Origin of the sequence: Protofrankia sp. Cj5, assembly GCF_917627405.1 — a bacterium.
Lineage (GTDB): Bacteria > Actinomycetota > Actinomycetes > Frankiales > Frankiaceae > Protofrankia.
Genome location: NZ_CAKJTO010000050.1, coordinates 17015 through 36946 on the forward strand (window position 1 = coordinate 17015; position 19932 = coordinate 36946).

The 19932-nt window shown below is 67.6% G+C and carries 18 protein-coding genes; 13 read left to right on the forward strand and 5 right to left on the reverse strand.

Going from position 1 to position 19932, the window contains the following annotated elements:
• Positions 1-917: 917 nt before the first annotated feature.
• From MJ777_RS12755 to MJ777_RS12770, 4 genes are all read left to right on the forward strand, one after another.
• Positions 918-1637, forward strand: a complete 720-nt coding sequence (locus MJ777_RS12755) for an amino acid ABC transporter ATP-binding protein (protein WP_305039295.1) — start codon at positions 918-920, stop codon at positions 1635-1637.
• Between the two features lie 96 nt (positions 1638-1733).
• The gene (locus MJ777_RS12760) at positions 1734-2666 is read left to right on the forward strand and encodes a glutamate ABC transporter substrate-binding protein (protein WP_239376321.1); all 933 of its coding nucleotides are present in this window, start codon (positions 1734-1736) and stop codon (positions 2664-2666) included.
• Between the two features lie 57 nt (positions 2667-2723).
• Positions 2724-3374: an amino acid ABC transporter permease gene (locus tag MJ777_RS12765; protein ID WP_239309402.1), complete on the forward strand. Its 651-nt coding sequence runs from the start codon at positions 2724-2726 to the stop codon at positions 3372-3374.
• Positions 3371-4210, forward strand: coding sequence for an amino acid ABC transporter permease (locus tag MJ777_RS12770; RefSeq protein WP_239309403.1), 840 nt, complete (start codon positions 3371-3373; stop codon positions 4208-4210). Before MJ777_RS12765 ends, MJ777_RS12770 begins: the two co-directional genes overlap by 4 nt.
• Positions 4211-4234: 24 nt before the next feature.
• Here MJ777_RS12770 and MJ777_RS12775 read toward each other — a convergent pair whose 3' ends face one another.
• Entirely contained in the window at positions 4235-4834 is a 600-nt protein-coding gene (locus tag MJ777_RS12775; protein ID WP_239309404.1) for a PaaI family thioesterase, read from the reverse strand.
• A gap of 395 nt (positions 4835-5229) precedes the next feature.
• On the opposite strand from MJ777_RS12775, the gene MJ777_RS12780 reads away from it, so the two are divergent.
• Together MJ777_RS12780 and MJ777_RS12785 are read left to right on the forward strand one after the other, a co-directional pair.
• Positions 5230-6513: an acyl-CoA dehydrogenase family protein gene (locus MJ777_RS12780; protein WP_239309406.1), complete on the forward strand. Its 1284-nt coding sequence runs from the start codon at positions 5230-5232 to the stop codon at positions 6511-6513.
• Positions 6510-7379 (forward strand): sugar phosphate isomerase/epimerase, encoded by an 870-nt coding sequence (locus MJ777_RS12785; protein WP_239309408.1) that lies wholly within the window; start codon positions 6510-6512, stop codon positions 7377-7379. The genes MJ777_RS12780 and MJ777_RS12785 overlap by 4 nt, the downstream gene beginning before the upstream one ends.
• Before the next feature lie 130 nt (positions 7380-7509).
• On the opposite strand, the gene MJ777_RS12790 is transcribed toward MJ777_RS12785, so the two are convergent.
• Together MJ777_RS12790 and MJ777_RS12795 are read right to left on the reverse strand one after the other, a co-directional pair.
• Positions 7510-7818 carry a hypothetical protein gene (locus MJ777_RS12790; protein WP_370652715.1) on the reverse strand — a complete coding sequence of 103 codons (309 nt, stop codon included), beginning with the start codon at positions 7816-7818 and terminating at the stop codon, positions 7510-7512.
• Between the two features lie 8 nt (positions 7819-7826).
• The gene (locus tag MJ777_RS12795) at positions 7827-9335 is read right to left on the reverse strand and encodes a class I adenylate-forming enzyme family protein (RefSeq protein WP_239376323.1); all 1509 of its coding nucleotides are present in this window, start codon (positions 9333-9335) and stop codon (positions 7827-7829) included.
• A 648-nt stretch (positions 9336-9983) separates the two neighbouring features.
• Between MJ777_RS12795 and MJ777_RS12800 the strand changes: the two genes are divergently transcribed.
• The 3 genes from MJ777_RS12800 to MJ777_RS12810 are packed head-to-tail and all read left to right on the forward strand — an operon-like array spanning position 9984 to position 12693.
• Positions 9984-11177 (forward strand): amidohydrolase family protein, encoded by a 1194-nt coding sequence (locus MJ777_RS12800; RefSeq protein WP_239309413.1) that lies wholly within the window; start codon positions 9984-9986, stop codon positions 11175-11177.
• Positions 11174-11989 carry a CoA pyrophosphatase gene (locus tag MJ777_RS12805; protein ID WP_239309415.1) on the forward strand — a complete coding sequence of 272 codons (816 nt, stop codon included), beginning with the start codon at positions 11174-11176 and terminating at the stop codon, positions 11987-11989. The genes MJ777_RS12800 and MJ777_RS12805 overlap by 4 nt, the downstream gene beginning before the upstream one ends.
• On the forward strand, positions 11986-12693 hold the full coding sequence (locus MJ777_RS12810) for a nitroreductase family protein (protein WP_239309417.1): 708 nt from the start codon (positions 11986-11988) through the stop codon (positions 12691-12693). The genes MJ777_RS12805 and MJ777_RS12810 overlap by 4 nt, the downstream gene beginning before the upstream one ends.
• 156 nt (positions 12694-12849) lie before the next feature.
• Here MJ777_RS12810 and MJ777_RS12815 read toward each other — a convergent pair whose 3' ends face one another.
• Together MJ777_RS12815 and MJ777_RS12820 are read right to left on the reverse strand one after the other, a co-directional pair.
• On the reverse strand, positions 12850-15273 hold the full coding sequence (locus MJ777_RS12815; protein ID WP_239376325.1) for a CaiB/BaiF CoA-transferase family protein: 2424 nt from the start codon (positions 15271-15273) through the stop codon (positions 12850-12852).
• Positions 15274-15523: 250 nt separating this feature from the next.
• Positions 15524-16438: an alpha/beta fold hydrolase gene (locus MJ777_RS12820; protein ID WP_239309421.1), complete on the reverse strand. Its 915-nt coding sequence runs from the start codon at positions 16436-16438 to the stop codon at positions 15524-15526.
• Between the two features lie 175 nt (positions 16439-16613).
• On the opposite strand from MJ777_RS12820, the gene MJ777_RS12825 reads away from it, so the two are divergent.
• The 4 genes from MJ777_RS12825 (at position 16614) to MJ777_RS12840 (ending at position 19679) form a co-directional block, all read left to right on the forward strand.
• Positions 16614-17057, forward strand: coding sequence for a Zn-ribbon domain-containing OB-fold protein (locus MJ777_RS12825; RefSeq protein WP_239309429.1), 444 nt, complete (start codon positions 16614-16616; stop codon positions 17055-17057).
• Between the two features lie 33 nt (positions 17058-17090).
• Positions 17091-18260 (forward strand): thiolase family protein, encoded by a 1170-nt coding sequence (locus tag MJ777_RS12830; protein WP_239376327.1) that lies wholly within the window; start codon positions 17091-17093, stop codon positions 18258-18260.
• A gap of 457 nt (positions 18261-18717) precedes the next feature.
• The gene (locus tag MJ777_RS12835) at positions 18718-19044 is read left to right on the forward strand and encodes a type II toxin-antitoxin system RelE/ParE family toxin (RefSeq protein ID WP_239309424.1); all 327 of its coding nucleotides are present in this window, start codon (positions 18718-18720) and stop codon (positions 19042-19044) included.
• A complete protein-coding gene (locus MJ777_RS12840; protein ID WP_239309426.1) occupies positions 19044-19679 on the forward strand; it encodes a helix-turn-helix transcriptional regulator in 636 nt (211 codons plus the stop codon). Before MJ777_RS12835 ends, MJ777_RS12840 begins: the two co-directional genes overlap by 1 nt.
• The last annotated feature ends 253 nt before the right edge of the window (positions 19680-19932 follow it).

Consider the following 19932-nt stretch of genomic DNA (forward strand, 5'->3'; position numbering starts at 1 on the left):
TACCTGCGCCCGGGGCCGCGCCGCCCGGGGCCGCGGGCCAGGGACGGTATTCGCGACGGCCGGCCGCCGATTCAGCCTGACCCGTATCGGGCCCCGGCGATGCTTGGTCACGGCGGGTCTTCACCTCATCGAATGGCTGGGTTCCACGAGCGGTTTGCGGTTTCGTCTGTCCAGGTACTGCGATCATCCACTGTGCCGGCAAGGAGCGAAACGACGCGCGTCGCATCCCGGGCAAGCGCGGCCGGGAGCGAGGCGAATCACAATGAACTCTGGCACATGGGCTGGCCGTCAACCGCGCCAACGCCTGTCCTGGCCCAGGGCGGGCAGCAACCGTTGGGCTGGCGGCCTTCGCTGGTCAGGTTCTGTTTCACATTCGGTAATGTGTTGTGTGTCTATTGTTTGATGGAAAGATCCCAAAAATCTTGAAGATCTCATTGAGTCGAATCAGCGGATGCTGGCATCCTTGGCCGGTCCGATGGCACTCCGAAGCGTCTCGATTTCGGCGGAGGCGCTGTTCCCCGGCGGGAAGGAGCCGGTCCGATGTCGTGCCCTCGGGATACCTTCCCGCCAGCCCCGCCTCAGCCTGTTCGCCGCCTCTGTGCCAGTACGCTGCTTCGGCGACGTCATCGGTCGGAAATGTGGGGGGCGGGCCAGCTGGGACATATTCGTAACGCCGCTCCTGTCGCACGCGCGCCATGCCGGGGTGCCATCGTCGCCAGGCTGTCACCGTTGACCTGGCCGCGCCGCCAGCCATCCCGTGACCGTTCCGGGCGGTCCGTACCACCGGCGCGACACGGTGGGGCCAGCTGCCCCATAGCCGCGACACAGTGGGGCCAACTACCCCATAGTGTTGCTGGACATTGACGACCGAAGGGCTGAACGTGGCGAAGAGCGCGCGGGGAGAACCCCTGATCGTCATGGCCGGCGTCGAGAAGTTCTTCGGTGCTTTTCAGGCGTTGCACGGGATCAGCCTGACCGTGCACAGCGGCGAGGTGCTGGTCATCGTCGGTCCGTCCGGATCGGGTAAGTCGACGCTGTGCCGGTGCATCAACCGGTTGGAGACCATTGACGCCGGCCGGATAATGATCGACGGAGAGCCGTTGCCCGAGGAGGGCCGCGCGCTCGCGCGGCTCCGGGCCGAGGTGGGTATGGTTTTTCAATCGTTTAACTTATTTGCCCATAAGACCGCTCTGGAGAACGTCATTCTCGGGCCGACAAAAGTCAAGCGAATCCCGCGTGAGGCAGCCGAGCGCCAAGGCCGGGAACTGCTCGATCGGGTGGGTGTCGGCGCCAAGGCCGGCAGTTATCCGGCACAGCTTTCCGGCGGGCAGCAGCAACGTGTGGCGATCGCCCGGGCGCTGGCCATGGAGCCGAAGGCGATTCTTTTTGACGAGCCCACTTCGGCGCTTGACCCGGAGTACATTGCCGAGGTGCTCGACGTCATGGCGGGGCTCGCGCGTGACGGCATGACCATGGTGGTCGTCACGCACGAGATGGGGTTCGCGCGGCGGGCCGCGGACCGCATCGTATTTATGGCTGACGGTCGCATTCTCGAGGAGGGCGCTCCAGAAAACTTTTTCGACAGCCCACGGACACAGCGGGCTCGCGACTTCCTGGCTCGTATTCTCACCAACTGATCTCGGCGTACCCGCCGGCATCGTCTCTTTCCCCTTCCGGCCATCCCGGCCATCCCGGCCTCTTCTGTAGCTGACGTATCTCCACGGAGGACGACCATGCGGTTCCCACGCTTTCTGATCGAGCAGCATCAGCTCCGGCCGCGCCCACGTCGGCGACGGTTCGTGACGGTCACGCTCGCTGGCGCTGTCGTGCTCGCCATCAGCAGCTGCGGAAGCAGCGGCAGCACAACCGGTACACCTGCCAGTGCCCAGAGCAAACCAACCTTCCCGGCCAATACCACGATGGCGAGGCTCGCCGCGGCCGGGAAGATCACCGTCGGTACCAAGTTCGACCAGCCCCTGTTCGGCCTGAAAGGCCTGGACAGCAAGGTCGCCGGATTTGACGTGGAAATTGCAAAAATCATATCCGCCGGGCTGGGGATCAAGCAGGACGACATCACCTTCGTTGAGACGCCGTCGGCCCAGCGCGAGGGGGCGATTCAGCAGGGCAAGGTCGACTTCGTCGTCGCCACTTACACGATCAATGACAAGCGCAAGCAGCTCGTCAGCTTCGCCGGGCCGTACTACCAGGCCGGTCAGGACCTCATGGTGAAAAAAGACAACACCACGATCACCGGACCGGAATCGCTACGCGCCGCGAACGCGAAGGTCTGTTCCGTCTCCGGGTCGACGCCAGCCGAAAAAATCAAGGATTATGTCGACGGTTCCAAGATCGTGCTCTTCGACGTCTACTCCAAGTGCGCGGACGCGTTGCGTACCGGTCAGGTCGATGCCGTCACCACTGACAACGTCATCCTGCTGGGTCTTATCGATGCCGGCGGGGGTGCCTTCAAGCTCGTTGGCAAACCCTTCACCACCGAGCCCTACGGCATCGGCATCAAAAAGGGCGACGTCGCTTTCTGCCAGTTCATCGACTCGCAGCTGACCGCGGCGTCGGCGGACGGACGCTATGCCAGGGCCTGGGAATCCACCGCGGGCAAGGTCGCCAGGGCCACGCCGTCCCTGCCCGCGCTCACCGCCTGTTCGTGATCTAAGCACCGCACCCCGTCAGGACCTCTCCGGAACTGACATACCCCGGGAGCCACCATGGGCGTCATCACCGACAACCTGGGCCTGTATGCCGATGGTCTGTTGGGAACATTGAAGATCTGCGCCCTGGTCGCCGTGGCGGCGCTGGTGCTCGGGATCGTGCTGGCGGGATTCCGGGTGTCGCCGGTACCACCACTGCGCGCGGTGGGCACCGCCTATGTCACGTTGGTCCGCAACTGTCCTCTTACGATCGTCCTGTTCGCCTTCGCTTTCGGCCTGCCGGAGGTGGGCGTCAACGGCTCCTACTTCATATTCGGGGCCGCTGGGCTCACCATCTACACAGCCGCGTTTGTCTGTGAGGCGGTACGCAGCGGAATTGGTGCGGTTGACACAGGTCAGGCCGAGGCTGCCCGCTCGATCGGCCTGACCTTCAGCCAGTCGTTGCGGTTGGTGATTCTTCCGCAGGCGATCCGGGCGGTCATCCCCCCGCTGGGCAATGTCGCGATCGCGATGGTGAAGAACTCCGCGATCGTCGGTGCGTTCGGGGTCGGTGGCGAGCTCTACAGCGTCGCGAACACACTGAACGGCGCGCGGGGCGAACCCGCGTTGCCGGTCTACGCCGGCGTCGTGCTCGGATATCTGATTATCATCATCCCCGCCGGTCTGCTTCTGTTGGCGGCGGAGAAACGGTTCAGGGTGGCCCGGTGAGCGGCTCGGTTCTTCACGATGTCCCGGGGCCTCGCGGGCGTCGGCGTATAGCCATCGCCAGCGCCGTCGCCGCCCTTGCCCTGATCGGGCTCGGAGCGCTGGTCATACGTCGGCTGGCGGCGAACGGCCAGTTCAACAGCGGCAAATGGAGCCCGCTGTTCAACCCGGGCGACAAGGACTTCCCGGATGTGTGGCGCCTGCTCGGCGGCGGCCTGCTGCACACGTTGACAGCCGCCGCCCTGGCCGCGGTCTTCTCCCTGGTGTTCGGGGTCCTCATCGCGATGTCCAGGATCTCCGCCGCGCGGTGGTACCGCTGGGCTGTCGTCGGGGCGGTCGAGCTGCTGCGCGGTGTCCCCGTGGTCATCGCGGTCTTTTTCGCCGCGCAGGTTCTGCCAGCCTATGGAGTCAGACTACCGCTGCTGTGGTATATCGTGATCGGTCTGACGGCCTACAATTCCGTGGTTATCTCCGAGATCGTCCGAGCGGGTGTCCTTGCGGTACCGAAGGGGCAGACGGAGGCCGCGTCGGCGCTGGGCCTGACCCGCGGCCAGACGCTGCGGGTCATTCTGCTCCCGCAGGCCTTCCGTTCGATGCTGCCAGCGTTGCTCAGCCAGCTTGTTGTGATTATCAAGGACACCTCGCTCGGCGCTTTCATCTCCTATGAGGAACTGCTGCGCCGTGGCCTGATCACCGTCCAGACCCTGCACAACCCGATCCAGACCTATCTGCTCCTCGCCGCTATCTTCATCCTCATCAACTATCTGGTGACCAGACTGGCGATCTATCTGGAAGCGAGATTGTCCGGCCGGCGCTCGGGGCGGCCCGTGCCTGGTTAGCGTGCCCGGCAGCAGGGGCGTGGATCAGTGTGTGGGGTTTGTCGGCTGGTTCCCGGTCGGGCCCGCCTCCCGATCTGGTGGTGTCGAGGTGCTGCCCGCCGCTGGCCGCGTCCCGCTGGCGCTGTCGGCGTCCTGCTGGGCGAGCCAGGCCTGCTGACGGTCGAAGTGTGTGCGGTCGCGCGCCACGAAGACGCCCTTGGCCGCGGCGAGCTCCGCGTTCGTGGCCGCCAGCCGCAGCTCACCGATCACGTACAGGCGCTGGCCCGCACGCCGGTCGAGCCAGGATGACGCCACCAGGTCACGGCCCACCGGCACCGGCCGGATGAAGGTGATTTCAAGGGCGGCGGTGACAGCCAGTATCCCCGTGTGCATGGGGAGGTGGCCCAGCACCTCATCCATGATCCCAGCCGTCCACCCGCCGTGGGCGACGTTCGGGCCGCCTTCGTTCTCGGCCGAACAGGTCACATGCGCCCGCAGCACCCCGTCGTCGCCGAGACGTTCGCGGACCATCCCCAGGCGGCAGTGTCCCTTGCGGGAGCAGGCGCCACACAGCGCCACCTCACCGTCAGCCCTGGGCGGCAGCTGGAAGTCCGAGCCCGTCCAACGCGGTCCGTCGTCCCTCATCCGGCGAGTGCGCCGTGCGGGCGCCCGGCAACAGGGACACGGCATCGCGGGGCTGGGACACGCGCCTCGCGGCATCGCTCCCCATCCATCGCCGCGGGATGCGCGGGTACCCCGGCTCGTCGGTCGTTACTCACCACCAGGGTGACTCCCTCCGCCGTCTCGCGATCCATCCACCCCGACCCCGTTCCTTGATCCACGTTTCTGTTGTCGAGCGTTCCTGCTGGTGGCAGGTTGTTCCGCAGGCTTGCCGTGGTTGCGGGCATGCTTCATTTTAAATATAAAACATATAACGATTAGGTGCAGCTTCGTCGCAGGCCGGAACTCGGCGTTCACCATGGTCCGGCGGGAGCCGTGGCCTCACCGAGCGCATAACCAGACAGCGACAGGAGCCACCGATGTGGGGTTTTCAGACGGATCCCGAGTACCAGCAGCTCCTCGACTGGGCCGACGACTTCGTCCGTACAGAGGTCGAGCCCGTCGACCGGCTGGTCCGCCAGCCCTACGATCTCACCGACCCCATCCGTGCCGCGCTCATCCCACCACTGCAGGAGAAGGTCCGCGCGCAGGGCCTGTGGGCCTGCCACCTCGGCCCGGAACTCGGTGGCCCCGGCTACGGCCAGCTCAAACTCGCCCTGCTCAACGAGATCCTCGGCCGTTCGCGCTGCGCGCCGAGCGTCTTCGGGTGCCAGGCCCCGGACTCGGGCAACAGCGAGATCCTCGCGCACTTCGGCACGGACGAACATAAGGCGAGATACCTCGAGCCGCTGCTGCGTAACGAGATCGTCTCGTGTTTCTCCATGACCGAGCCGCAGGGTGGTGCCGACCCGAAGGTTTTTCGGACCCGAGCGGTACTGGACGGTGACGAATGGGTGATCAACGGAGAGAAGTGGTTCTCCTCGAACGCCCGTTTTGCCTCCTTCCTGATCGTCGTCGCGGTGACCGATCCGGAAGCCTCCCCGTACCGGCAGCAGTCGATGTTCATCGTCCCCACGGACACGCCCGGTATCCGGTTCATCCGCCATGTCGAGCTCATCGATGAGGAGGCCGGTGGAGGCACTGAGGGCTACATCTCGTATGAGAACGTGCGGGTACCCCGCGCGAATCTGCTCGGTGCGCGGGGCGGCGGTTTCGAGGTCGCGCAGGTCCGGCTCGGTGGCGGCCGTATTCACCACGCCATGCGCACCGTCGGCCTGGTGAAGTGGGCCTTCGACATGATGTGCGAGCGGGCGCTGTCCCGCTTCACCCAAGGTGAGGTTCTCGCGCGCAAGCAGCTGGTGCAGGAGGCTATCGCCGACACCTGGATCCAGATCGAGCAGTTCCGGCTGCTGGTCCTGCGGACCGCCTGGCTGATCGACGAATGCCAGGACTACCGGCAGGTCCGCGGTGACATCGCCGCCATCAAGGCGGCCATGCCGAAGGTACTGCTCGATGTCACCTCCAGAGCCCTGCAGCTGCACGGTTCGTTGGGCCTGACCAAGGAGATGCCGTTTTTCGACATGCTCGTCGCCGGCTACACCGTCGGCATCGCCGACGGCCCGACGGAGGTGCACAAGATCACTCTTGCTCGTGAGGTGCTCAAGCGGCACAAGCCGACAGACGGCCTCTTCCCGACCAGCCACCTGATCGCCCTTGAGGAGCAGGCCCGTGCGCGTTACGCCGACGTGCTGGCCGGCCTGTGACCGGGGAGCGGTCCGCCGTTACCGCAGCCGCGGACAGCGAGCTCGTACTCTGCAATGTCTCGGTGGCGCCGTTGAGTTTCCGCGATGTCGTCACCGCGGCCTCAGCAGCGGGTTTCGACGGGATCTCGATCCTCGGCCGTTCGCTGCGCCGGGCCCGCACCCGCGAGGGGCTGTCCGACTCCGATATCAGGGCCATGTTGGATGACAACGGCCTTGTCCTGACCGAGATAGAAGCGGTCGGTGACTGGCTCACGCCACCCCCGGTTGATCAGCCCGCCTTTCTGGACCAGGTCCTCACCGAGGCCGAGTATCTCCAGGCGGGTGGGTCGCTGGGGGCGAAGACACTGGTGGCGACCCACTTCGGGGATGTGGTCGAGCTGGATGAGGCCGCGGAGAAGTTCGCGGGCCTGTGCGACCGTGCCGCCGACCACGGGCTTGACGTCGCGCTGGAGGCGGTGGCCTGGGCAACGATCAGTGACATCGGGACGGCGTGGGAGATCGCACACCGTGCCGACCGGCGCAACGCCGGGATCCTCGTGGACGCCTGGCACCACAACCGAGGCCCCGGCGCTGGTGACGCGGAGCTGCTACGCCGAATACCCGCCGACCGGGTGTTCGCGGTGCAGCTCAGCGATGCCGCCGTGACACCGGTGGGCCCGCCGCTCGAGGACATCCAGCACCGGCTGCTGCCTGGCGTGGGCGGTTTCGACCTGACCGGCTTCCTCAGCATCCTCGACGACGCTCAGGTGCGGGCACCGATCGGGGTCGAGGTCCTCAGCGCCGAGATCCTCGCCCAGGGGCCGGCCGTCGCTGGACGGATCCTGATGGACGCGCTGCGCGCGACGCTGGACCGCGCGCGGTTGTAGGCCCTCGCGGGGTGGGACCTCGCGGGGGTGGGATCCCGACGGCCGGGGGATGCCCAGCGCGATCGTCGAAAGCGCCGGACAGCCCCCGACCGGGGAGCTCCTGCCCAGGGAACGGCGCTGTTCGCCTGGGTCAGTCGCTGGAGGGAAGTGGTTTGGCCTCCTTGAGCAGCAGCGGGGCCAGCCCGTCGGCGATGCTGCCCGCCCCCGCCTTGGTGACGAGAATCTCGATCTCATTGTCCTTGTCGGTGTAACGCTTGCCCAGCAAGGTCCCGCTGGCAAGTTCGGGTTTGAGGTCCAGGCCGTCGGCGGGGGTCTCCTTGGATCCGATCATTGGATGACCGCCGCAGGTCAGGTCGATCTCGCTGGAGCCGGGCCGGACCACGATCACTTCCGTGGCGCAGACCTGGCTCCGCAGCCGCAGACCTGTCTTGAGCCGCATTGCTGTGCTCACGTCCTCTCGTATGTCGTGGGACTGCCGATCTCGGCGACCAGCTGACGGCGCAGGAGCTTGCCCGTGGGCGTGTAGGGAAGGCCGTCGCGGAAGATGACCTCATCGGGGGTGCGTGAGCCGCGAAGCCTGGCCCGAACCCAGGCGCGCAGGTCATCGGGTTCCGGCGTCGCATGCGCCGCCGGGACGACAACGGCCGTCAGGCGCTCGCCCCATTCGATGTCGGGCAGGCCGATGACGGCGACCTCCTTCACCGCCGGGTGGTGGATCAGCACGTCCTCGATCTCGGCCGGCGCGATGTTCTCGCCCCCGCGGATGATGGTGTCGTCCGCCCTGCCCTCGATGAACAGGTACCCGCCGGTGTCAAGGCAGGCCCTGTCCCTGGTGGGAAACCAGCCGTCGGCGTCGAGGACGGATCCCAGCCCCAGGTACTCCCCGGAGATCTGGCCGCCGCGCACCCACAGCTCGCCGACTTCGCCGGGACCGGTGGGCGCGCCGGCCGAGTCGCGGATCTCGCCCTCCACCCCGGGAACGAGACGACCCGCGGAGGACAGCCGGGCCGCCACCGCCGGGTCGGGCGACAGGAGTGCCGTACGGTGATCATCTGGGCTGAGGATCGCGATCGTCGAACTCGTCTCGGTGAGCCCGTAGGCGTTGACGAAGCCGGCGTCTGGAAATGCGGCGAGTGCCTTCTCCAGGACCGGACGCGGCATCCGGGCGCCGCCGTAGGCGATCGAGCGCAGCGTCGGTGTCGCTGCCCGCGCACCGGCGAGCTCCTCGACGATGCGGGCCAGCATCGTCGGTACGACCATGGCGCTGGTCACCTGCTCCGCGGCCACCAGGCGCAGCCAGGCGCCCGCGGAGAAATTCGGCAGGTAGACGAGACGGCGGCCGGAGTAGATGTTCGTCAGCACGGTCCCGACACCGGCGATGTGATACGGAGGAACGCTGGTCAGTGCCGCCTCGGCCGGCTCCGCGGAGCCGAACTCGACGGTCTGCAGGACGTAGGAGACGAGGTTGGAGTGCCGCAGCACAACCGCTTTCGGCTTGGACGTCGTCCCGCTGGTGAACAGCAGGACCGCCGGCGCGTCATCATCGACATCCACCGGCTCGGACGGCTCCGCGAGCGCCGCGGTGGCCAGCCACTCCTCACTGCGGTGGACCTTCAGACCACTTCTGGCCACCACGTCCTGGTAGGCCTCGTCGCAGACGACGACCGGGCCGTGTAATTCGCCCAGCAGCCCGTCCAGCTGGTCTTCGCCGAGACGGTAGTTCAGCGGGACGAACGGCATCCCGGCCGTTGCCGCCGCGAACAGGACAGCGGGGAAGGCCGTGCTGTTGCCGCCGAGGTACGCGACCCGCTCGGCGCCGGAGGAGCGCAGCAGCGTGGCGCCGCCGGCTGATACCCGGACCAGGTGTTCGAACGTGATGCCGTCGCCGCGCCCTCCCAACGCCACCCGGTCACCGAAGGCCGTCGCGGCCATATCGAGCAACATCCCGATACTCATAGACCTTTGCCCCAAATCATATATACAAACAAGCTTTTACGGTGTCATCGAGGGGTCCACTCGCGGGTGGCGGCTGCCGAGGGGCGGTCGGTGATCTTTTTGTGATCTCGGCGCGTCCCTCGCTGGGCCTCGGTGTCCCCGCCCTCCGCCCGGTGGGCATGGTCCTCGCTACCCAGGGCGCGGGTGGTCGCGCGCGACGGTGGGTGATCGGGCATGCGGATCGCGTGTCGCAAGGTCACCTCCGGGGCACGTCCGCGGCCGTCCGCCCAGGTTGACAGCGCTCCGTCGTCATCTGGTCGGCGCGTTGTCTGGGAGTCCGGCCGGCGGAGCCGATGGAGCTCTTCCGGTCGGGGTTCCGGAATCCAGGGTCTGGCTCATCGAAACATATAACCTAATTAACGCATCCTAGTGCAAGGGGCTGGCTCTGTCGCGGGGCTGGCCCCGGAGGTCGACTCTGGATGTCGCGCGGTGGTAGCGGTGGTAGCGGTGGTAGCGGTGGTAGCGGTCGGCACCCGCGGCACTGTGGCGGGCCCTGCCGGGAAGCGGTCGCCGTGAGGGCATGGTCGCTGGCCTGCGATCAGGACTACTAGTATGCTAATTAGACTGAATGGTTCGTAGAGTCGCGAGGATGGATGCGAGGAGACTCCGATGGCAGGGCTCGACTTTGGCCTGTTTGACTGCGATACGCACTGCTACGAGACCAGGGATGCCTTCACGAGGTACCTTCCGGCGGAGTGGTCCGAGCACGCGGTCCGGCCGATCAGGTTCGAGGGCGGCGTGGAAAAGATCATGGCTGCGGACCGGGTCGCGACCTTCAATTCGGAACAGGGCCTCGGCTTCGACCTGGCTTACCGGCCGGGATCCCTCAAGGAGATGCTGCGCCAGATGGCGTCCGGTAACCCGGACGAGACCTACGAGCCCGAGCCCATGCGTCCGGAGTACCTCGACCGCGACGTGCGCCTGAAACTGATGGACGCCCAGGGGGTGGACCGGGCCGTCGTCTTCCCGTCCGCGATGGCCCTGTCGGTCGAGAACTACGTGAAGAACGTGCCCGCGGCCTATGCCAATGTGCACGCTTTCAACCGCTGGTTCGAGGAGAACTGGGGCTTCGCGTACAAGGACCGCATCTACGGCCCGGCGCTGCTGTCACTGCGCGACCTGGACCTCGCTGTCGCGGAGCTGGACGACGTCCTCGCCCGGGGCGCCAGGGTCGTGCTGCTGCCGACCGGTCCGGTGAACGGCCGCTCGCCCGGTGACCCCTACTTCGACCCGATCTGGGCCCGCCTCAACGAGGCCGGCGTGACCGTCGCCTTCCACATCATGGAGAACTGGTACAACGAGCACATCGCACCCGCCTGGGGCTATGACGCCTTCCCTGCGGCATGGCATATGTCGGCGTGGCAGTGGAACAACCTCTATGGCGAGCGGCCTATCGAGGACACGTTGTCGGCACTGATCTACGACAACATCTTCGGACGCTTCCCCAACCTGATGGTGCTCGTCGCCGAGTTCGGGGCTTCGTGGGTACCGCATTTCATCGAGCACATGGACAAGAGCCGGGGGATGGGCCGCAACGGGCCGTGGATCGGCGGGCGTCTCACCGAGCGTCCCAGCGCGATTTTCCAGCGTCACATCCGGGTCGCTCCCTATCCGGAGGACAACATCGCCAAGATCGTTAGAGATCTTCCAGATGTTGACTGCCTGGTCATGGGTTCGGACTTCCCGCACGCGGAAGGGCTGGCCGACCCCGCCGACTTCGCCCAGCTGGTCACGTCACTCACACCGGAGCAGCAGCGCAAGATCCTGCGTGGCAACGCGGAGAAGCTCTTCGAGAAGGCGTGACCGCCGGGGAAACCGGCCACCCGGCCACGGCAACCGGGCGCGTCGGTCCGGATTCCGTCAGGATTGATCATAGTCGTTCCGTTGCGGGAGAGCCGACCGGCGGGCGGCCACCGTACGGGGACGTCTTCTCGGGTCCCCGTAGCCGTCTTGACACGCCGTCGCCGTGGGCCGATCTGCCCATGGCGAGGCGCCAGGGGATCGGTATCGGCACCATCCGGCGTGCCTTCCGCCAGCGGGAAGACCCACCTCGCGTACCGCAACGGCCGGGTATCCGGGCGGCGGCGGTCCTGCTGACGCTGTTCGAGGAGGCGGGCGAAACCCGTGTCGTCCTGATCGAGCGTTCCAGCGCGGTCAGGACCCACCGGGGCGAGATCGCCTTCCCCGGTGGGGTGTGCGACGCGGGTGAGGCACCGCGCCAGGCTGCGTTGCGGGAGTCCTGGGAGGAGATCGGCCTCCCGTCCACGGGCGTCGACCTGCTCGGTGAGCTGGGCGGGCACACCGCTGAGCTGACGAGGTTCCAGATCACCCCGGTGGTGGGCGCGCTCGCGGCCCGGCCGGTTCCGCGCGTCAACCACAGCGAGGTCGAGGATGTCTTCGACGTTGCGCTCGCTGGGCTGATGGCGGACGGTGTGTACCGTGAAGAATGGTGGACCGGTCCGCGCGGCGGCTTCGCGGTTCCTTTTTTTGATCTTTCGAGAGGCAGCGTCTGGGGCGTGACGGCTTCGATGCTTCTCGAGCTCCTCGTGCTCGTGACCGCCAGCGCCCGCCCGCGGGATCAGGTTCCGCCGCCCGCTGGAGCGGTCGCGCCATGATCCCATCCGAAGAGACTGTCGGCCTGCTTGAGGGAATCGCCACCACCAGGGCCATCCGCCGGTTCCGCCCGGAGCCGGTCAGTGAGGACGCGCTCGCCACCATGTTGTTCGCGGCATCCCGCGCGCCCAGCGGTTCGAACCGCCAGCCCTTCCGCTTCCTTGTGCTGCGTGACGGCCCGCGCGCGCTGGCGGCCCGAGCCCTGATCGGCCGGGGAGCCCGAGCGCAGTGGACGAGAAAGGTCGTCTCAGACGGTTACGACCGCGGCAGCGGTACGCGTCCCGACACGCCGAAGGCGCGGATGGCCGCGGCCATGGCGCATTTCGTGGAGACCTTCGAAAGCGTGCCGGTCATCGTGCTTCCATGCCTGGTCCGTTACCGCGAGCCGAACCCGGCGGAAGGCGGGTCGATCTACCCGGCCTGCCAGAACCTGCTGCTGGCCGCGCGGGCGCTGGGCTATGGCGGCGTGCTCACCGGCTGGCACCGGCTCGTGGAGCCGGACCTCCGCCGGTTGCTGGAGATCCCCGACGGGGTTTTCATCGCCGGGACGATCGCGCTCGGCCGGCCGCAGGGGCGGCACGGCCCTGTTCGCCGCCAGCCGCTGCGGGACATGGTCTTCGAGGACGGTTGGGGCGAGACGACGACCTGGGCGGTCGACCCGCCCGGCACCCGTCACACCGATGCTGGCCCGCCAACGCACCCGTAGCGGTTTACCTGCGGCCGGTCAGCCGGTCAGCCGGTCAGCCGGTCAGCCGGTCAGCCGGTCAGCCGGTGCCGGTGCGTGCGGTCAGCTGTGCCCGCGCGGGCACGGGCGGCGCGACCGCTGGATCCGTCACGCCGCCCGTCGGATGTCTCGCCTGCGTCACGAGGGAATATCAGCGCCCGCGACAATCTTCGCGTCCGTCAGGGCGGCGATGGCCTCCGCGTCGTAACCGAACTCGGTCAGCAGCGCCTCGGTCTGCTCACCAAGCAGACAGCTGCGGCTGATGCGGCCCGGGGTTTCCGACAACGCCACGGGCAGGCCGTGTACCCGGATCCGGCCGAAGAGCGGATGGTCGACCTCCACCACCAGCCCGGTCTCCACCATGGTCTCGTCAGTGCAGGTGAACGCGGAGACACCGCCTTCGAAGACGGTCACGCAGGCGAGCCCCGCGGGGACGAGGAGGTCCTCCCACGCCTGCGCGGTGTCAGCGGTGAACACATCCGCAAGGATCGAGGCAAGCTCCTCGTCGTTGTCCAACCGGCTGTCCACCGTGGCGAAGCGGGCGTCCTCCAGCAGGTCCGGGCGCTTGATCCCGCCAACCAGCGTCTCCCATTCCCGCTGGGTCGGCGCGGCCAGGAACACCCAGCCGGACGACGCCCGGTAGAGGCGGTAAAGAGCATGGTAGCCATGCTGCTCCGCATCGAGCGCGGGAGCCGGCGGCTTGCCCGCGTAGGCGTTGAAGTCGTCCGAGTAGGCGTAGGCGTTCCCGCAGATCATCGAGGTGGCGACGAACTGTCCTTCACCCGTCCGCCGCTGGTGCATGATCGCCAGTAGGAGAGCCGAGAAGACCGCGAGCGCGGCGTTCGAGTCCCCGTCGGTGAGACCGCGCAGCCGCGGCTGGACGATGGCCTGCAGCTCGGCCAGGTCGAAACCGCTGACGAGGTCGGGATCGAGCCAGTACGAGGCCTGCTTGTGCAGGCTCCCGGCCACGGCACTCGCCGAATCGGCGTACAGCGCACGGGAGCTGTAGGGCCCGCTGACGCCGTATCCGGTGGCGTGCAGATACACCAGTTTCGGGTTGATCGCGGAAAGCGTGGCGTAGTCAATCTTCAGGCGTTCGGCCACCCCTGGCCGGAAGCTGAGCGCGAAGACGTCGGCCTTCTCGATGAGCGCATAGAAGATCTTTCTGCCCTCGTCTGTCGACACGTCGACGGCGATGCTCTCCTTGCCCGCCATCGTCCGCACGCCGCCGCTCTCCTTCACCCCGAAGGAGCTGCGCATCGGGTCGCCGGTGAGGCCCTCGACCTTGATGACGCGCGCACCCAGGGCGGCGGCCAGGGTGACACCGAAGGGCATGGCGAAGAAGTAGCCGAATTCGACGATGGTCACCCCGGCGAGCGGATGGGCCGGGGCGGGTCCGGTTGCGGCCGCGGGCGCCCAGGGGCCGGTGAACGGGCCGTTGTGGACGCCGAGCGCGGGGGCGGCGCGGTCAATCCGTGACGGTGACCTGCTGAAGGCCGCGACCGGGCCCACCTGACGGATCGGGCCGTGTTCGGGATGGGTGACCACGATGGAGTCGCCGTTGTGGACGATCTGCGGGTGGTCGAGGCCCTCCTCACAGGTTGCGGCAACCTCGAACGGGACGTCGGCGTTGGCCTCCAGCAGCGGTACCCACTCCGCCAGCGTCTTCCTCCGCAGGGTCTCGCTGAGGAGGTCCTCCCACTGCTGCGCGTCCTGCGGGGTCCTGAACTGCGGGGCATGCGCGAAGAGCGGGTCGGTATGGGTGCTCTCGAGACCGAGGACGCTGGTGAGCGCCCGCGCCTGATGGGGCAGCTGCGGGTTGCTGATGATGAAGCGGCCGTCCTTGGTCGCCATCGTCAGGCCGTACCGGGTGGCGGCCAGCGCCCCGCCGCGGGGGTTGAGGATGACCTGCGGCTGGCTGCCGGTGTTCTTCGCGTACTGCCAGTGCATCGTCCCGAAGTAGTCCACCGGGTTGAGGCCCTGCACCAGGGTGGCCTCGACGCGCTGCCCGCGCCCGGTCCGCTCGCGGACGACCAGGGCCGCCAGAACACCGCTGACGGCCATGTGCGCGGCGCCCGTGCTCGCCATCGACGCGGCGGTGAAGATCGGTCCTGGCCGGAAGCCGAACTGCCCCCGGGCGAACGCTCCGGCCTTCGCCGCCACGACGCCCTCGTAGCCCTTCAACCGCGCGTACCGGCCGGTGGAGCCGAAGCCGTTGACCGAGCAGTAGACCAACGACGGGTTGGCCGCGTGCAGGGTTTCCCAGCCTAGCTCCCAGCTGTCAGCGACGCCGGGTTCGAAGCTCTCGATCAGCACGTCGGCGTGGGCCGCGAGGGTGGCGGCCTCGGCCCGGCCCGCGGCGGTGCGCAGGTCAGCGACGAGGCTTTCCTTGCCCCGGTTCCAGACCAGGAAACCGGCTGGTGACTGGGTGCGCAGACGGTCGCCCTCGGGTGGCTCGACCTTGAGCACCCGGGCCCCGTTATCGGCGAGGATCATCCCCGCCAGGGAGCTGGCGATACTGCCGGCGCCCAGCTCGAGCACTGTCAAACCATCGAGGATCATCAATACAGCTCTCCAAGGCCACGGGCCACACCGGCACGAGAACTCCCGTGCTCCGTCCTGGTTCCCGCTGCGGGGAAGGGTGGTGGGGCGCTCCTCTGCGGGTGATTAATTAGGTGAACAATCTAACAGCTTGTATCGGTCGTATAAGAGGCTCCGGCAATAGGGCGTTCGATCAGGGAGCGGAGCCGGGGTGCGTGCATCGGGAGGCGGCGGAGGGAGCCGCCCCGGTGGTGGGTGGCGGCGGCCAGGGTCAGCGGCTGGCATCGGTGGCGCCGAAGACGAAGTCGCTGATGAGACGGGCCAGCTCGACCGGGCGGTCACCTTGGACGGAGTGCCCCGCGCCCGGCACGGTCTCGACGCGGGCCGTGGGCTGGCGGCGGCGGAACTCGACCACGTCGTCCTCAGTGACAACGCCGGAGGCCGATCCCAGCACGAGCATCACCGGCGCCGGCAGCGCCGAGAGGTCATCCCAGCGCGGCCTGAAGTCCAGCATGCCGCCGGTGGGGATCAGCCGGTCGTATCGCCAGGCCCAGCGGCCGTCCGGGAGCGGGTGAGCGTTGTGCAGGATGCCGCGCCGCAGGGAGCTGACCGACCGGGTCGGGTTGTGGCGGACCGTCCGTTCCAGGATCTCCTCGAAGGAGGCGAAGGACTCCGGGCCGTTGACGAACGCCGCGATCGGGGCGCTCTTCGCCAGCGTCACGCCCGGCGTTACGTCGACGACCACAAGCCGGCGGACAAGCTGCGAGTAGGCGGACGCGAGGCGGATGCCGGTGAGTCCGCCGAGGGACATGCCGACCACGCCCGCGGCTCGTGGCGCGAGCTCGGCGATGGCGCTGGCGAGGATGTCGGCGTTGCGGACCGGCCAGTAGTCGCCGTCCGGCCGTTTGCCGGAGTGGCCGTGACCAGGCAGGTCGAAGGCCACCAGCGGGCGGCCGAGCGCGAGGGCGACGGTGTCCCAGGTGTGGGCGTTCTGCGCCCCGCCATGCAGGAACACCAGCTCGGCGGGGCCATCACCCCAGACCAGGGCGCTGATCCGTTCGCCGTCCACATCGACGTTCTCCCGGCGTACCCGTGGGGGGCCGGCCCAGGCCAGGCCCGCATCCCGGGCGTTCTCCTCGAAGAACCCGAATTCGTCGTAGTCGGGCAGTCGCGCGGCCTCTGCCATGTGGATCTCCCAGGATGATCGAATCCTCGAGCGTCCACACGCGGCGACCGGAGAGTGCGACGGCCCTCGTGGGGACTGGCGTGTGCGTCCGATACGGTTACAGAATATATCTATATCAGGTACGGTCCGGGCGTGCCGCACCGCGGACCCGCCGTGCGACGGCGTGAAGGAGACCGTGTTGAGTGGGATCAGCGACGCTGAGGTCCTGGAACGCTACCCCCGGACTGCTGTAGATCATGACAACAAGTACTTCTACCAGGGCCTGCTCGAACGGAAGCTGCTGGTCAATCGTTGTAACGCCTGCGGCAGGTGGCACCAGCCGCCGCGGCCGATCTGCCCGTCGTGCTGGTCGCGCGACATCACCGCGACCGAGGTGTCGGGCGAGGGCGTCATCCACCTACTGATCTTTCTGCATCAGGGCCCGCCGGCCGCGGGCGTCGACTACGCGACGCCGCACCCGGTCGCGGTGGTCGAGCTCGCCGAGCAGGAGGGCCTGCGGTTCTCCACGACGATCGTGAACGCCGACCGCGAAACCCTGCGTATCGGGCTGCCGGTGACACTCACCTGGATCGAGCGTGACGGCAACCCCTTCCCCGCCTTCGCGCCCGCCGCTGCCTGACCTGCCCGAGACGATCATCAGGAGACCTGGACGATGACGCGGTATCCCGTCAAGGACAAGGTGGCCTTCGCCGGCACGGGCGCCACCGCGTTCTCCCGTGACTCGGGCGAACGCTCCCAGCTCTCGCTGTGTGCCGAAGCGTGCACGCGGGCGATCGAGGACGCGGGGCTGACCGCCGCCGACATCGACGGCATCGCCGGCGCGGTCCCGATTGCCTACAAGGTCCAGTCGGCGCTCGGCATCCCCGAGACCACGTGGTGGACGAGCCCGCCCCAGGAGGGCTCCTTCGTCCAGGTGATCCTGGAAGCGATGAACGCCGTGTACTCCGGTGCCTGCAACACCGTGATCGCCTACCACACGTTCTACCGGCTGCCCTGGGCGTCGCGGGCCGCGGCCAAGGATCCGTTCCGGCGGATGCTGTCGATCACCGGGGGTGTCTCGCCCGCACCGGAGGATGTGTGGGGCTCGGTCGGTTACACCGCGTGGGCGAGCCGGTATCTGTACGAGTATGGCGCCTCCCGGGAGGACTTCGGGCTCGTCGCCGTCAACTCCCGGTCCAATGCCGGGCGGAATCCGAACGCGGTCATGCGGAGCCCGATCGGCATGGACGACTACCTGGCCGCCCGGATGATCCGTTGGCCGCTGTCCCTGCTCGACATGGATGTCCCGATCGACGGCGCTGTCGCCTTTGTCATCACGACCGCCGAGCGTGCCCGTGACCTGCCAGGCCGGCCCGTCCTCATCCACGCGGCGACGGCTGGTGTCATCGACCGCAACGAGGAGGACCAGACCCCGGGGCTGCGCAACCACGGCCAGCGGGTGACGGTCGAGACGCTGCGGGCACGCAGTGATCTATGGCTTGATGACATGGACGTCTACTACCCCTACGACGGTTTCTCGTTCATCACGTTGTCCTGGCTGGAGGCCATCGGGCTGTGTGGGCCGGGTGAGGCCGGCGCGTTCATCCGCGACAACTGGGATGACAAGACGAACAGTTTGGTGATCCATGGGAGGGTTCCCGTCAACACCCATGGCGGCAGCCTGTCCGAAGGTGGGACGCAGGGCGCGGGGCACATCCGTGAAGCCGTCCTGCAGCTGCGGGGGGAGGCTGGCGAGCGTCAGGTCCCCGGCGCGGGCACGGCGATCCTCACGCCTGGCGGTTTCTTCTTCAACGCGCACGGCCTCGTCCTCCGCGCGGAGTAGCGGCGTAACCGCCGCTTTCAGCCCGCCGTGTCCGCCGTGTCCGGTGCGTCCGGATGGATCTGCTGGAGCGGTCGGCGAACGGCCACGGCCACTGGCACGCCACCGTGGCATCGGAATGCGGCTCGTCGGATTGCCGAGGGAATATCGGGTCCACAGATCGCGGCACGGTTGGGCCGGGACCGCTGCAGCCTCCCAGGCCGAGGCGGCGGCGGTTCCGGCGCAGCGCGCTCCCGACCGACAGAGCACCGCGGTACTCGACGGTTCGCTGTCGGAGCGGGCGCGGCGTGAGGATGCCCGCTACTGGGAGGAGCACCGCCGGCCGATCGTCGGATGTCGCCCGTGTGACGACCCGTCCACCCACGCGGCCGGCCGCGTGGGCGGTCTCACGACGCTAGCCGTGCCAGCAGGGGTTGAGGTCCCAAGGTAACGGTAATAACGTAGTCGTTATCATGGTTGCATGCCCTGGGATGTCTTGGTCCACCCCGATGCGGCCGACGAGTTGGCCAAGCTCCCTGCCAACGAGCGCGCGGCGATCGACAGCGCCCTCGACAAGCTGCGAGAACGCGGTACGGATCTACCGTTCCCACACACCAGTGCCGTCGTGGACGCCGACCGCCTGTGGGAGCTACGTCCCCGAGGTGGCAATAGCCCGTGGCGGGCTTTCTACCGGCGGATGGGGGCAAAGCTCGTCATCGTTGGTGCCATCGGACACCACGACAAGCGGAAGTACAGGCGGGCAGTCGCCGTGGCCGTGGAACGGCTCAACGACCTGAAGGAGGACTGATGAAGTTGTCGGAGCTCAAGCCCCTCGACCAGGTCATCGAAGAGCACCGCCAGGACCCGGAGTTCCGCGAGGAGTGGGACGCGCTGGCGTTCTCCCGGAAGGTCGCCAACCAGGTGATCGCATACCGGGTCGAACACGGTCTCACACAGCGGGCTCTCGCCGAGCAGGTTGGCCTCAAGCAGCCCGCTATCGCGCGCCTGGAGATCGCCGAGACACAGCCAAGGCTCGAAACACTGGCGAAGCTCAGCAAGGCCACCGGTCTGACTTTTGACCTTCACGTCGCCAATGGAGCCGTCGAGATCGTTCAGGTCGCCAAGGCAGCGACAACGGCCGCCGCTCGCGGCTTCGCGTTCGTCTTTGACTCGACTGTGCTCGCTGCCCTCGCCAACGCTCGGCCGTTGGTCGAACAGCTACCAGCATCCCACGCGGCGGGTGATCGGCCGGCCGACATTGTCGTCGAGGGTGAACAGAGTCTTACGCTGCTGCAGCTCAAGTCCCGTCGCTTGCCGGGTGCGAGGATCTTCGCGATGACGCAGGCCCACGGATCGCGCGACGAGATCGACGATCTTCTCCGTATCATGCCGGCAGACACGACCGTGGAACCGGTTGAGGTCGGGCAAGCGAAGGAACGCTGACCGCTTCGCCGGTGCGTGGCGGGTGCATCGACCCCGCACCCGACAGGGAATGGCCACGCGGGCGGGTGGAGCAGCGCCGTGCTCAACAATCGGCGCTGGTCTCGGTGGCGAGATCTGAGGCCACAGGGCGGACAACCGGCCGCCCAATGACGCCACCCACGAATGAACCGGGTGGGGTGACGTTGGACCGCGCCGGACGGCGGCGGGGGAGAACCCAGGGCCGTTGCCAGCCTGATGTAGCCGGCGCCGACGA

Coding starts and splice junctions, on each gene's coding strand:
- MJ777_RS12755 (WP_305039295.1), top strand. CDS start 918: ATGGCCGGCGTCGAGAAGTTCTTCGGTGCTTTTCAGGCGTTGCACGGG.
- MJ777_RS12760 (WP_239376321.1), top strand. CDS start 1,734: ATGCGGTTCCCACGCTTTCTGATCGAGCAGCATCAGCTCCGGCCGCGC.
- MJ777_RS12765 (WP_239309402.1), top strand. CDS start 2,724: ATGGGCGTCATCACCGACAACCTGGGCCTGTATGCCGATGGTCTGTTG.
- MJ777_RS12775 (WP_239309404.1), bottom strand. CDS start 4,834: ATGAGGGACGACGGACCGCGTTGGACGGGCTCGGACTTCCAGCTGCCG.
- MJ777_RS12780 (WP_239309406.1), top strand. CDS start 5,230: ATGTGGGGTTTTCAGACGGATCCCGAGTACCAGCAGCTCCTCGACTGG.
- MJ777_RS12790 (WP_370652715.1), bottom strand. CDS start 7,818: ATGCGGCTCAAGACAGGTCTGCGGCTGCGGAGCCAGGTCTGCGCCACG.
- MJ777_RS12795 (WP_239376323.1), bottom strand. CDS start 9,335: ATGAGTATCGGGATGTTGCTCGATATGGCCGCGACGGCCTTCGGTGAC.
- MJ777_RS12800 (WP_239309413.1), top strand. CDS start 9,984: ATGGCAGGGCTCGACTTTGGCCTGTTTGACTGCGATACGCACTGCTAC.
- MJ777_RS12810 (WP_239309417.1), top strand. CDS start 11,986: ATGATCCCATCCGAAGAGACTGTCGGCCTGCTTGAGGGAATCGCCACC.
- MJ777_RS12815 (WP_239376325.1), bottom strand. CDS start 15,273: ATGATCCTCGATGGTTTGACAGTGCTCGAGCTGGGCGCCGGCAGTATC.
- MJ777_RS12820 (WP_239309421.1), bottom strand. CDS start 16,438: ATGGCAGAGGCCGCGCGACTGCCCGACTACGACGAATTCGGGTTCTTC.
- MJ777_RS12830 (WP_239376327.1), top strand. CDS start 17,091: ATGACGCGGTATCCCGTCAAGGACAAGGTGGCCTTCGCCGGCACGGGC.
- MJ777_RS12835 (WP_239309424.1), top strand. CDS start 18,718: ATGCCCTGGGATGTCTTGGTCCACCCCGATGCGGCCGACGAGTTGGCC.
- MJ777_RS12840 (WP_239309426.1), top strand. CDS start 19,044: ATGAAGTTGTCGGAGCTCAAGCCCCTCGACCAGGTCATCGAAGAGCAC.